This window comes from Actinoallomurus sp. CA-142502, from assembly GCF_050936355.1.
Taxonomy (GTDB): Bacteria; Actinomycetota; Actinomycetes; order Streptosporangiales; family Streptosporangiaceae; genus Actinoallomurus; species Actinoallomurus iriomotensis.
This window is the reverse complement of record NZ_JBNJMY010000001.1, coordinates 4468562-4481376: the sequence shown is the minus strand read 5'-3', so window position 1 is coordinate 4481376 and position 12815 is coordinate 4468562. Positions and strand designations below refer to the sequence as shown.

10 protein-coding genes and 1 pseudogene are annotated in these 12815 nt (G+C 70.5%); 9 read left to right on the top strand and 2 right to left on the bottom strand.

Annotated features, from left to right (window positions below; genetic code table 11):
- The first annotated feature begins 78 nt into the window (after positions 1–78).
- From ACQEV1_RS21560 to ACQEV1_RS21540, 5 genes are all read left to right on the top strand, one after another.
- The gene (locus ACQEV1_RS21560; RefSeq protein WP_433395558.1) at positions 79–1476 is read left to right on the top strand and encodes a methyltransferase domain-containing protein; all 1398 of its coding nucleotides are present in this window, start codon (positions 79–81) and stop codon (positions 1474–1476) included.
- A 62-nt stretch (positions 1477–1538) separates the two neighbouring features.
- Complete coding sequence (locus ACQEV1_RS21555; protein ID WP_433395556.1) at positions 1539–2351, top strand: SAM-dependent methyltransferase; 813 nt, start codon at positions 1539–1541, stop codon at positions 2349–2351.
- A gap of 407 nt (positions 2352–2758) precedes the next feature.
- Positions 2759–3760 carry an NADP-dependent oxidoreductase gene (locus tag ACQEV1_RS21550; protein WP_433395554.1) on the top strand — a complete coding sequence of 334 codons (1002 nt, stop codon included), beginning with the start codon at positions 2759–2761 and terminating at the stop codon, positions 3758–3760.
- Between the two features lie 46 nt (positions 3761–3806).
- Positions 3807–4724 carry a LysR substrate-binding domain-containing protein gene (locus ACQEV1_RS21545; RefSeq protein ID WP_433395552.1) on the top strand — a complete coding sequence of 306 codons (918 nt, stop codon included), beginning with the start codon at positions 3807–3809 and terminating at the stop codon, positions 4722–4724.
- Positions 4725–4847: 123 nt separating this feature from the next.
- Positions 4848–5738 (top strand): MBL fold metallo-hydrolase, encoded by an 891-nt coding sequence (locus tag ACQEV1_RS21540; protein ID WP_433395550.1) that lies wholly within the window; start codon positions 4848–4850, stop codon positions 5736–5738.
- A 17-nt stretch (positions 5739–5755) separates the two neighbouring features.
- Here the strand turns inward: ACQEV1_RS21540 and ACQEV1_RS21535 are convergent, their stop codons facing one another.
- Positions 5756–6685 carry an ArsR/SmtB family transcription factor gene (locus ACQEV1_RS21535; RefSeq protein WP_433395548.1) on the bottom strand — a complete coding sequence of 310 codons (930 nt, stop codon included), beginning with the start codon at positions 6683–6685 and terminating at the stop codon, positions 5756–5758.
- A 90-nt stretch (positions 6686–6775) separates the two neighbouring features.
- Between ACQEV1_RS21535 and ACQEV1_RS21530 the strand changes: the two genes are divergently transcribed.
- From ACQEV1_RS21530 to ACQEV1_RS21520, 3 genes and pseudogenes are all read left to right on the top strand, one after another.
- Entirely contained in the window at positions 6776–7279 is a 504-nt protein-coding gene (locus ACQEV1_RS21530) for a hypothetical protein (RefSeq protein WP_433395546.1), read from the top strand.
- A 132-nt stretch (positions 7280–7411) separates the two neighbouring features.
- Positions 7412–8983, top strand: a complete 1572-nt coding sequence (locus ACQEV1_RS21525) for a phytoene desaturase family protein (RefSeq protein ID WP_433395544.1) — start codon at positions 7412–7414, stop codon at positions 8981–8983.
- Positions 8984–9958: 975 nt separating this feature from the next.
- A pseudogene (locus ACQEV1_RS21520) lies at positions 9959–10435 on the top strand (zinc-binding dehydrogenase); the annotation flags it as partial.
- 239 nt (positions 10436–10674) lie between these two features.
- Here ACQEV1_RS21520 and ACQEV1_RS21515 read toward each other — a convergent pair.
- Positions 10675–12090, bottom strand: a complete 1416-nt coding sequence (locus ACQEV1_RS21515; RefSeq protein WP_433395542.1) for an MFS transporter — start codon at positions 12088–12090, stop codon at positions 10675–10677.
- A gap of 138 nt (positions 12091–12228) precedes the next feature.
- Here ACQEV1_RS21515 and ACQEV1_RS21510 point away from each other — a divergent pair, with 138 nt between their 5' ends.
- Positions 12229–12795, top strand: a complete 567-nt coding sequence (locus tag ACQEV1_RS21510; protein ID WP_285619833.1) for a TetR/AcrR family transcriptional regulator — start codon at positions 12229–12231, stop codon at positions 12793–12795.
- Positions 12796–12815: the final 20 nt, after the last annotated feature.

The following is a 12815-nucleotide window of genomic DNA, read 5'->3' as shown; positions in this document are numbered from 1 at the left end:
CCCCACCGGTCCCCGTCCGCCCGCCGTCCGGAAGGTGAACATTTGTGGTGAACCCTTCGCGCTCCGGGAGCCGTTGTCATGGATGAGACCGCAAACACAGTCACACGCCTGGCTGAAGGTGAACGATTTGGCGCAGAATTCGAGTTCGTTAAATCGACCGGAGATTCCGTCCGAAATCTTTATGACGCCTTGGCGGTCAATTACGACGCGGACACCCGCCGGAACGACTACGACGTATGGGTTGCCATGTATCAGCGCCTCATCGGCCGATACGGAGCGCCCGGAAAACGGCTCGTGGATCTGGGGTCCGGCACCGGGAAGGCGGCCATCCGCTTCGCCGCCTCCGGCTACGCGGTGACCGGCGTGGGCATCTCCCCGGAGATGCTGCGCATCGCTCAGGCCAAGCCCGGAGCCGGACGGGTCAGGTTCACGGTCGCCGACCTTCGCCGCCTCCCGGACCTGGGCGAGTTCGACGTGGCCATCGCGCTCGGCGAGCCGTTCGACTACCTCCGGAACGAGGAAGAGCTCGGTAGCGCCCTTCGGGGAGTGGCGAATCTCCTCGCCCCCGGCGGGTTGCTGGTCTTCGACATCAATACGCGGGGTCTTCCATTCGTGGTCCTACTTCGCCCCTCCCACGGTGTCGCGCCTTCCCAGGTGATGTTCGTCCTCATCGGCGGGATGATCGCCGAGCGCCGCTCGCGCGGCGCACTTCTGGCCGTGACGCATCTGCTGAATTTCGCGGCTTACGCGACCATGGCCGCGATGTTCCTGGCCGGCCATGTGTCGATCCTCGCACTGGCGATTCTGGCCGCGCTCTCCGGATTGGCCACCCTCTCGTTGGGGTCCATGGAGAAGGCGCACACTCGCGCCGCGGACGGATGGCGTGAGTTCTGTTCCCGTCAATGGCTTTGGATCATCGTGCTGCAATACTCTCTGGTCGTGGCGGCGTCGAACGCCACCATTGTCGTATTGGGCCAGCTCACGGCACAGCGCGACCTGGGCGGGGCGACGGCGTGGTCGCTGATCGTGGGCGCACAAGCCGTCGGCAGCGTCGCAGGCGCCGGGATCGCCACCCGAATCCGTCCGGCACGACCCGTGCTCATCGGCGCCCTGGCCACTCTTCCCATCGCGTTCCCGATGCCGCTACTCGGCATACGGGCACCTTTGTGGACCGTTGCCGGTGCGATGTTCGTCTCCGGCGCCGGCAGTGACGTGTTCCTCGCGTTGTGGACGACCACGCTGCAAAGACGGGTTCCGCCGGCGGCGCTCTCCCGCGTCAGTTCCTACGATTGGTTCGGGTCACTCGCGTTGGCGTCCTGCGGAGTATTCGCCGCCGGGCCGCCGGCGTCCGCCTTCGGCTCGAATATCGCCCTCATCGGCTGCGCCGCCTTCTCCGTCCTGGCGACGTCCGGGGCGATGCTCTCCTCCCAGGTCCGCACCCTCGGCAGCGAGAACCTCAAAGGCGACTTTATATGACATTCCACCCATGAGGCCGGATCCGGTGCCGAGTGGGAAGCAATATCAAATACGCTTCCAGCATGCCCGACGAGCGCTCCACAATCCGGGACCTGCGGACCGACCGGCCGACTCCCGCGCGGATGTACGACTACTACCTCGGCGGCAAGGACAATTTCGCCGTCGATCGGGAAGCGGCCGAACAGGTACTGAGCGCGGCGCCCGAGGTGCGGATCCTGGCGCAGGAGAACCGGGCGTTCCTCGGCCGGGCGGTGCGATACCTCGCCGCCGAGGCGGGCATCCGCCAGTTCATCGATGTCGGCACCGGGCTGCCGACCCGGGGCAACGTGCACGAGGTCGCCCAGGCCGTCGACCCGACCGCGCGCGTGGTCTATATCGACAACGACCCGATCGTGCGCGCCCACGCGAACGCGCTGCTGCCCTCCGACGGCACCACGACGGTCATCGAGGCCGACATGCGCGACCCGGGCCCGATCCTGGACCATCCGGACCTGCACCGGCTCATCGACTTCACCGAACCGGTCGCCGTGCTGTTCATGTCGGTGCTGCACTTCATCGCCGACGAGGACGACCCGCACGGCCTGGTGGCGGCCTTCCGCGACCGTACGGTGCCCGGCAGCCATCTCGCGCTGTCCCACATCACCTCGCCGGAGGTGAACAGCAGCGGCGCGGCGGCCGCCGCGGACGTGTACAAGTCCCGTGCGACGTCCCCGGCCATCCTGCGCACGCCGAAGGAGATCGGCGCCCTGTTCGACGGGTACGACCTGGTCGATCCCGGCCTGGTGTACCTGCCGCAGTGGCGCCCGAGCATCCCGGACGCCGCGGCGGACGGGGACTCGGTCTGGATGCTCTGCGCCGTCGGCCGGCGGCAGTAGGCGGGCCCGCCCCGCGTGTGGGTGCCCCCGGACCCCGCGGCTGGCGCTGCGGCGTCGTAGGCACTTGCCGTAATCATCTGGTGCCTCGACGTGATGATGGTGGGCGGGTGGTCATGCGGACCGGGCGGCACCATCACCACCGGCAATCCGTTTCCGGTGGTGATCACGCACCGTCGAGCCGGACGGCACCTTCCCGGTCCCGGCGTGACCCCAGACGGTCCCCCATCACGGCACCGCAACGGGGTCCCCTGGCCGGCCGTGGCCCGCCCCACCAAAAGTGGGGAGTCGCTCGCCCACCAGAGCGAGGATCCGCCGACTTACCTCCCCCCACGAGGCCAACGCTGACTGACACGGCACTAGCGTGGCAGGCAGACCACCCAGCGAACGCTCACGGAGGAGCAGAGACGGTGAAGACGCGCGAGGTCCATCTCACGGCGCGCCCGCAGGGCTGGCCGACGGCCGACGACTTCGCCCTCGTCGAGGTCGACCGGCCCGCGCCGGACGAGGGCGAGGTGCTCGTCCGCAACCTGTTCATGTCGGTCGACCCGTACATGCGGGGCCGGATGAACGACGCCAAGTCTTATGTGCCGCCGTTCCGGCTGGGCGAGGTGATGGCCGGCCGCGCCATCGGCGAGATCGTCGAGTCCCGCTCCCCCGATCTGGCGGAGGGCGACATCGTCCAGCACGACTACGGCTGGCGCGAACACGCCTGGGGCCCGGCGAAGCGGTTCCGGCGGCTGACCCCGATCGAGGGCGTGCCGCTGTCGGCGTACCTCGGCGCGCTCGGCATGCCCGCCCTGACGGCGTACGTCGGGCTGCTGGACATCGCCGGGATGAAGGAGGGCGACACCGTCTTCGTCTCCGGCGCCGCGGGCGCGGTCGGCTCGATGGCCGGGCAGATCGCCCGGATCAAGGGTGCCCGGCGCGTGATCGGCAGCGCGGGCTCGGATGAGAAGGTCGCCTACCTCACCGGCCGTCTCGGCTTCGACGCCGCCTTCAACTACAAGACCGGCCCGGTGCACCGGCTGCTGGCCGACAGCGCCCCCGACGGCATCGACGTCTACTTCGACAACGTCGGCGGCGACCACCTCGAGGCGGCGATCGACGCGTTCAACCAGGGCGGGCGGGCCGCGCTGTGCGGCGCGATCTCGGAGTACAACATCACCGAGCCACCGTCCGGCCCGCGCAACCTCCGGCTGCTCGTGGGCAAGCGGTGCACCCTCCGGGGGTTCATCGTCACCGACCACAGCGACCGGTACGGCGACTTCGTCCGCGACGTGGGCGGCTGGATCCGCGACGGAAAGATCACCTTTGAGGAGACCTTCTTCGACGGCGTCGACCATGCCGTCGACGCGTTCCTCGCCATGCTGCGAGGCGAGAACCTCGGCAAGATGATCGTCCGCCTGTAAGGGCCGGCGGGCGTCTGGTTCGTACGCGCCGAGCGAGCCCAAGGTCATGGAGCTTCGTCAACTGAGGTACTTCGTCATCGTGGCGGAGGAGCTGCACTTCGGACGCGCGGCCGAGCGGCTGACGATCGTGCAGTCCGCGGTCAGCCAGCAGATCCGCCGCCTCGAACGGGAACTGGGCGTCGCGCTGTTCGACCGGTCGCCCCGGCGGGTGCGGCTGACCGAGGCCGGGGCCGCCTTCCTGCCTGAGGCCCGCGCGGTGCTGGCGACCGAGCGGCGCGCGCTGGCCACGATCGGCGATTTCGCCGCCGCGCGCAGGACCGTACTGCGCATCGGCACGAGCAGCGGCATGGGTGAGCGGCTGGAACGGGTGCTAGAGGCGCTGGAACGGCAAGCGCCCGGCACACGCGTGGAGTTGGCGTCGGCGCCGCCGGGAGAGCGGCTGCGACGCGTCGCCGACGCTCAGTGGGACGCGGCTTTCGTACGCGGGGTGGTGGAGGCGTCCGAAGACGTGCGGCGAATCCCGGTCTGGCGAGACGAACTGGTGGTCTCCCTGCCGGCCCGCCACCCGCTGGCTCGTGGGGACGCCGTCGATCTCGCCGCGCTGGCCGACCTGCCGCTCTACCTGACGGCTCGCCGGAACAATCCCTCGCTGGTCGATCTGGTCATGGGCGCGTGCCAGGACGCGGGGTTCGAGCCGGTTCTCGGCCCGTCGCACAGCTCTCTGCAGGACACCTTGGCGGCACTGGGCGCGGGCCTGCCCGGGTGGACGGTGCTGTACGCCGTGCACGCCCGCCGGCTGCGCGGCGGCCGGGTGGCGTTCCTTCCGGTGCGCTCGCCGGACGGCGTCGCGGACGCGCTTTCGCTGCCCACGGTGCTGGCGGTGCGCGGTGCCGCCGATCCCGATCGCGTCCGCCCGTTGTTGGCCGCCTGCCAGGAGGCCGCAGCCGACGATCACGATTCGTGATCGCTATGTGCTCGGGTTGCTTCTGGTTCGCTGAAGCCAACGGGAGTGGACTGGACACCAGGAGTCTCCGCCGCCTGGTGCGGCCGGACTCGCTCGGTATCCGAATCACACACGCGAGGAATCATGACGAGTTCCGCCACGGGCCATGGCGAGCGCCTGCTGCGACCGTCGACGATGCGGTCACTTCGGCTCGGTGACCTGACGTTGACGTACGTGCCCGACGGGGCGGTGTGGCTCAACCCGCGCGCCTGGTTTCCCGGCACCACGGACGAGGCGTGGGCCGCGCACCCCGAGTACCTGAACGACTCGGGCCAACTCGTGGCCGGCGTCGGTGCGCTGCTGGTGGAACGTGGCGAGCGTGCGCTGCTGATCGACACAGGGTTCGGCCCCCAGTCGGTTCCGGCACGGCCCGGCAACCCGCGCGGTGCCATCCACGGCGGCGCGCTGCTGGACAACCTGGCCGCCCACGGTCGCGCACCGGCGGAGATCGAAGCGGTGGCCTTCACCCATCTGCATCTCGACCACATCGGCTGGGCATGGCACTCCGTCCCCGGCCGCGATCGGCCTCCGTTCGCCGGCTCCGACCATCTGGTCGCCGAGGCCGAATGGGCACAGCGCCACCGCCTCCGAGCACGTGGCGTCACCGACGAGATCCTCCAGGTCATGGCACCACGTGTACGTACCGTGACCGATGGTCAGGAGGTCTTCCCCGGCGTGCGCGTGCTGCTCACCCCGGGCCACACCTCCGGGCACGCCGGTTACGTCATCAGGGGTGGTGGTCGTCGGCTGATCGCCTTCGGTGACGCCATGCACTCGCCGATCCAGGTGGACCACCCGGAATGGCCGGTCGCGGTCGATCTCGCTCCCGGACCGGCCGCGCGGCAACGCCGGAGCCTCGTCGCCGAACTGGCGATGCCGGACACCATCGGCTTCGGTGTCCATTTCGCCGACGTGGTGTTCGGCCGCGTCCACCGCGACGGTGACCGGTCCACGTGGCGGCCGGTCGACCGCTGACACGCGCGGCAAGGGGCTCAGCTCTCGCGCAGCAGGCGCATTCCGAGCGGGGTGGCCACGTGGTTCACCGCCTTGCCCGTACGGAGCGTGACGATCAGGCCCGCGCCGCGCAGGGTCTTGGTGTGCGCCGACACGGACGCCGCGCTGACACCCAGTTCGGCCGCGAGTTCGCTCGTCGTCCGTCCCTCGGTGACGAGAGACAGGATCGCCGCGCGGGTGCGGCCGAGCAGGGCGGCGAGCGCGTCGCGGGCCCTGACGTCGACCAGCGGCAACGGGGTGAGCGCCGGGTAGAGCAGCAGCATCGATCCGTCGGAGTGCCGGCCGATCATCGGCCGGCCGGTCCAGAACGCCGACGGCATCAGCGTCAGGCCGCGGCCGGCCGGTGCGTGCGCGGACTCCTCGGGCACCTCGACCTCCAGCGTGGTGCCGTCCCAGCGTGAACCGGGGTAGAGACTCGCCAGGGCCGCGGCCACGCCCCGCTCCGCGAGAAGGGCCCGCCGCCAGGCGAGGTCGGCGTCGAAGCTCGCGCGGACCCGCTCCCGGTCGGGCACGATCAGGGTGGCGTACGCCCCGCGCAGCGCCCGTTCGAGGGTCCGCCACGCCTCACGGTCACGGCCGGCCAGTCTCGTGGTCCACGGCGTCGGCCGGGTCGTGCGCACGAGCTCGGCCCGTACGTGGACCGGCGGCGTGGACAGGACCGTCTCCAGGCCGTCCTCCAGGCCGTCGCTGTACGGGTCGAGGAACAGCGGCCCGTTCGCCCCGGGCGGGATCAGCTCCAGCAGCGCCCGCGCCTCGCCCGTCAGCCGCGCACGGCGGGTCCAGCGGGCGAACACGGCGTCGTCGCGCTGGTAGGTGGCGACCGCCATGCCCAGCTCCAGCAGCGGGGCCGGCCGGGCGGCGAACCGGACGTTCATCAGGTCCTCGGCGGTGAAGCGCAGTCGAAGCACTCTCGCGACCTTTCGCCCTGGATCTAAACCATGGCACCCCCGGGACGGGCGAGACGACGATGCGCGGAAAGCTCTCCCGAAAGGCAGGCAATGCGCAGACTATCCACCATCGCCGCCGTCACCGGAATCACCGTCGTGCTGGCCGCTCCGGTCGCCGGGGCGGCCGACGGCAAGGGCTGGGTGCCGTACCGCACCCAGCCCTTCGACGCCGTCGGCCGATGCTCCTTCACCGTCCACGGCGACATCGTCCAGGACGAGGAGGAGGTCCGGACCGACGCGACGTTCCCGGACGGCTCGCCGCGGATCCAGGAGTTCCGCGGACCGCTCGTGATCCGCTTCACCAACACGGGCAACGGCAGGTCGGTCGTTCGCGACGTGTCCGGCTACGGCCGGGTCGAGAACAAGGAGAACGGCGGATCCGTCTGGTATTTCGGCGAAGGCGCGGCCATCGGCATTCCGATCGGCAACACCGCCTACCCGCCAGGCGAGTACATCGTGCACGGCCGATCCTGGTACACGATCCAGCCGGACGGCGCCCGAAAGATCTGGGATCGGCACGCGGACGTGGAGAACCTGTGCCGGACGCTGGCCTGAGCTGAGGGAACCGGAGAGCGCCGTGGCCGCGGGGCGTCGCGGCCGCGGCGCTTTCCACCGATGATCGTCTTGTGTCTCCCGGCCTCACGAGCGACGATCGACTCTGATCGACGAGTCAGCGAGGAGTCGCCGGTGTACGACGTTCTGGTGGTCGGTGGCGGGCACAACGGCCTCGTCGCCGCCGCGTACCTCGCGAAGGCCGGACTGTCGGTGTGCGTCTGCGAGGCGCGCGACGTGGTGGGCGGCGCGGCGGTGAGCGAGCATCCGTTCGGCCCCGACTACACGGTCACGTCCCTGTCGTACGTGGTCAGCCTGCTTCCTCCCGCGCTGATCCGCGATCTGCGGCTGGACCGCCACGGGTACCACGTCTACCCGCAGGGTCCCTACTTCGCGCCGCGCGCCGACGGCGGCCATCTCCGGCTGCCCGGCGATCCGGGGCGGCGGCGGGAGGAGATCGGCCGGTTCTCCCCTCGGGACGCCGCGGCGTACGAGCGCTGGGACGCGTGGATGGACGAGTTGGGCGCCGTCCTCGGCCCGCTGCTCGAACGGATCCCGCCCCGGCTCGGCTCGCGCCGCCCCGCCGATCTGCTCGGCCAGGCCAGGCTGCTGCGCGTGCTGAAGAACATCGACGTGCGCTCGGCCGTCGACGTCACCCGCATCCTCACCGACAGCATCGCCGACCTGGTCGAGGACCGGTTCGAGTCCGACGCGATGCGGGGCGTGCTGTCGGTCAGCGGGGTGATCGGCACGTGGGCGGGGCCGCGCTCGGCCGGCACCGCGTACGTCATGCTCCATCACCACGTCGGCGAGACCACGTGGGGGTTCCCGCGCGGCGGCATGGGCGGGGTGACCAAGGCCCTCGCGGCCGCGGCCCGCGACTTCGGCGCGGAGATCCGCACGTCGGCGCCGGTGGCCCGGATCGACGTCTCCGGCGGGCAGGTCACCGGCGTCACACTGGAGTCCGGCGAGGATCTGTCCGCGCGTACCGTCATCACCACGACCCACCCGGCCATCGCGTTCCTGCGGTTGCTGGACCGCGGCGACCTGCCGGAGGACTTCGTCACCGACATCGAGCGCTGGCGGACCCGCAGCGGCACCGTCAAGATCAATCTGGCGGTGGACCGGCTGCCGCGGTTCCGGGGAGTCGACGGGTTCGATCCCGAGGCGCACGGCGGCACGATCGTGCTGGCCGAGTCCCTGGACGACGTCGAGGGCGCCTTCCAGGACGCGGTCGCCGGACGTCCTGCGGCACTGCCGTTCGCCGACGTCTGCATCCCCAGCGTGTTCGACGACTCGCTCGCGCCGGAGGGCCACCACATCGTCTCGATGTTCACCCAGTGGGTGCCGCACACGTGGCACGCGTCGCAGCCGCGCGCGGAACTGGAGGCCTACGCCGACCGGGTGGTCGCCCGGATGGAGGCGGTCGCGCCGGGCTTCACCTCGTCGGTGCTGCACCGCCAGGTGATCGGCCCGTACGACATGGAGCACGAGTACCACCTCATCGGCGGCAACATCTTCCACGGCGAGCTGACCCCCGGCCAGATGTTCCACGCACGTCCCGCGGCCGGTTACGCCGACCTGCGCACGCCGATCACCGGGCTGTACCAGGCCGGCTCGGCGACCCACGGCGGCGGAGGCGTCACGGGCGTACCGGGCCGCAACGTCGTACGCCAGGTGCTGAAGGACCGCCGCGGCCGGCGATGAGTCACCGCCGGCCCGTCCGCGTCGCGGCGGGCAGTAGGGGCGCGTGGCTCGCCGGCGCGCTCCTCGAAGAAACCTGTCGTGGACGGGATGTGGCGCGGAGGTCTCAACGCTGTGGCCGCTGGATCACATCAGCACCATAAACCCCGCCGGACACGCCGATCGCAGCTACAGGTCACCGGATGTCGATGTCCTCGAGACATCATGAAACCGCAGGTAGAGCACTAATTCCTTGATCACCACAGTGAACGAATTAGGCGATTTGTCATTTAATGCCCGACTTTTGAGGGACCGCCGGACTAACTAGAGTGATCCGGTAATCGGCCGTCTGGCCATTGGCCTATTTCGAGGATCACTAATGGCAAGAGCCCTGCCCCCGTAGCTACGGCGGGCCGGTCGGGAGAGCAGCCACTCTCCTAACCGGCCCTCAACGAACTACCCCGGTCTCGCCCTCGTCCAGGCACTACAGAGGAGTTCGCTGTGCCATGTAAGCAACAGGTTCCCCAGCCGTCAACCGCCGCAACAAGCACCCGCCCCGTCAGTGACCCACCTCACCAGGGGGGTTGCTGATGACTGCGTGGTTCACCACCCACGTTCCCCCATGTGAACACGATTTCGGTCCCGAGCTGCTTCCGGACACGATGTGTCTGAGGGAGTGCGGCACCGCCTATGGCGAGTGGTCCGACGAGAATGCACACGTCGCCGACGTCCAGCCGCTTCCGCTACATTTCCCGACGCGTGAGGAAGAACCGCCGGAGCTCTTCTCCGGAGAGATTCCGCTCCAGGTCGAGCAGCATTGACAAGCGAGGGGTGACTCACGGCCGGCGGCGGAGCATCACTCCGCCGCCCGGTCCGTTCCTCGGCGCCGGCTCGCGTGTGCGCTCTCCAGGCCGCTCGCGCCCGAGTCGAACGGCGGACCGTCCCACGCACGAATTCGGTTGAACCGTCGCCGGGCCGCCACCCGTCCAAAGCCCTCACATGAGTCGTTCGACCTCGCCTCGGTGCCGCATGTGCTCAGCCACGTCCTGCGGCGGCTGCGCGACCCGCCCGCGAGGGCACATCACCGCTGCGTCGAGGCTCCTGCTCTACGGCCCAGGTCAGTGTCGTGGTGGTCGACCGCGACCTGCCGCTCGGCTGTCCGGCGTCGGCCGGATCATCGCCGCGGACGCGCAGGAGTGGAGGCTGCGGGAGGCGAGGCATTTCACCGCGACCGACACCCTTTTGGCCCCGACCGACGAAGAGCCCGCTCGATACATGCGGGTACTGAGCGGTGAGGCCGCTATGGAGCACGCGTTCACGTGCGTCGGCGCGGACGACGCGCTCGAGCCGGCGGTACGGCCGACCGCGTCAGGCGGGACCATCGTGGTCAGCGCGCTGTTCCTCGAGGCCATCGAACGGATGCCAGTCGCGCCGATCGACTTGCTGCGCGGGCAGCAGACGATGATCGGTTCGGTGTACGGCTCCGTCAGCCGGCGGGTCGGCGTGACCGAGGTCCTGCGGCACCACCGGTCCGACGCGTGGCGGATCGCGGAGCTGGTGAGCCGGTCGTATGGACTGGAGGAGATCGCCACGGCCTACGAGGACCGGGCGGCCGCCCGGAACCTCTGCGGCGCGATCCGATTCGACTGGCGTGGAACACCATGCCCGCCCGCGCCGTGGGCCGGCCGTTGCGGGAACGGCCGGCCCAGCCGCGTTCAGCGTGCGACGGGCCGCATGAAGGCGAGCGCGACGACAAGGGCCACCGCGACGAACGCCGTCGCCACCGTGAAGGCGACCCCGGTGCCGTGGACGGCGCCGCCGTGCCGGCTCGCCGTGCCGAAGACCGAGACCAGCACGGCCATCCCCAGGGCCCCGCCGACCTGCTGCATGGTCTGCAGCAGCCCGGACGCCGCCCCGGAGTCCTCCCGGCGCACGCCGGACAGGATCGTGAGGGTGAGGGGCAGGAACACGATGCCGGCCCCGACGCCGAAGAGGATCAGCGGCCCGAGCAGGGCCCCCGCGTACCCGCTCGAGGCCGACAGGCGCGTCAGCCAGCCCATCCCGGCCAGCATGACCGGCAGGCCCGCCAGCATCAGCCGCCGCGCGCCGAACCTCGGCACGAGCCGCGGCGCCAGGCGCGCGACGCCGAACAGCAGCCCGGTCATCGGCAGGAACGCGAGCCCGGCCTTCAGCGGGCTGAAGCCGAGGGAGTTCTGCAGGAACTGGACGAGGAAGAAGAACATCCCGAACATGGCCGCTGCGAGCAGCAGCATGCCGGAGTAGGCGCCCGCGCGGGCCCGGTCGGCGAACAGGCGGAGCGGCACCACCGGCTGCGCGGCCCGTGCCTCGACCGCCACGAACGCCGCGAGCAGGACCACCCCGGCGGTGATCGCCAGGAGCGTCGTCGTGTCGCCCCAGCCCGCGTCGGCGGCGCGGATGAACGCGTAGACGAGGGCCACCATGCCCGTGACGGAGGTGACCGCGCCGGCGAGGTCGAGCCGGCCCCGGTGCCGTTCGGTCTCCTCCAGGAACACCGGGGCGAGCAGCAGCACCAGCGCTCCCACCGGCACGTTGATGAACAGGACCCACCGCCAGGAGGCCCAGTCGGTGAGAACTCCGCCCAGGATCAGGCCGACGGACGCGCCCGCCGAACTGGTCGCGGAGAAGATGCTGAGAGCGCGGTTGCGTTCGGGTCCCTCGGCGAAGTTGGTGGTGATGAGGGCGAGCGCGCCGGGCGCCGCGAGCGCCGCGCCCGCGCCCTGGACCGCGCGGGCGGCGAGCAGCCACGCGGCCGAGGTGGCGAACCCGCCCGCCAGTGAGGCGAGAGTGAACACCGCGATGCCGGTGACGAACACCCGGCGGCGGCCGAGGATGTCGCCGGCGCGCCCGCCGAGCAGCAGCAGGCCGCCGAACGTGAGCGAGTAGGCGTTGCTGACCCACGAAAGGCCGGTCGCGGAGAAGTGCAGGCTGAGCTGGATCTTGGGCAGGGCGACGAAGACGACGGTCGCGTCGAGCACGACCATGAGCTGGCACGCGACGATCACGGCCAGCGAGATCCCGGGATGACGCGCGTGCCGCGCCGGTCCGCCGGTGAGCGGCGTGCCCCGCGGGGAGACGGTCTGCTGGGACATGAGTCATAGACTCCTTACTGCTGGAAGTGCACCGGGTGTCCCCCGAAGTGGCTGTCGGGGCCGCCCGGAACTAACCGGAGGGTGCCTCCGTTACGATACGGAGGTATCCTCCGGTACGCAACCGTGTCCGGAGGAGCGATGACGACCGCCGATCAGCGCCCCATGCGCGCCGACGCGCGCCGCAACTACCAGCGGCTGCTCGACGAGGCCAAGGTCGCCTTCCTCGAACACGGCGCCGACGCCCCGCTGGAGGACATCGCCCGGCGCGCGGAAGTGGGCATCGGCACGCTCTACCGCCACTTCCCGACCCGCCTGGCGCTCCAGGCCGCCGTGTACCAGGAGCAGGTCGACGACCTGTGCGCCAAGGCGTACGAACTGCTCGACGACGAGCGGAGCGGGAACGCGCTGGCGGCCTGGATGCGCTCGTTCGCCGAGTACGCCACGAGCAGGCGCGGGCTGATGCAGACGCTGAAAGAGGTCATCGACACGCGCTCGGACCTGTTCGCCCGCTGCCACGACGAGATCCGGGGCGCGGCCGGCGCGGTGCTCGCCGAGGCCCAGCAGGCCGGCACCGTACGCCCCGAGGTGACCGTCGAGGACCTGCTGCGCCTCACCCACGGGCTCTCCGTGGCGACCCAGTCGGCCCCGGAGACCACCGAGCGCCTGCTCTCCTACCTCCTGGACGGTCTCCGCCCGCAGCCCTGATCGGCTCGTTTGCCGGGAAT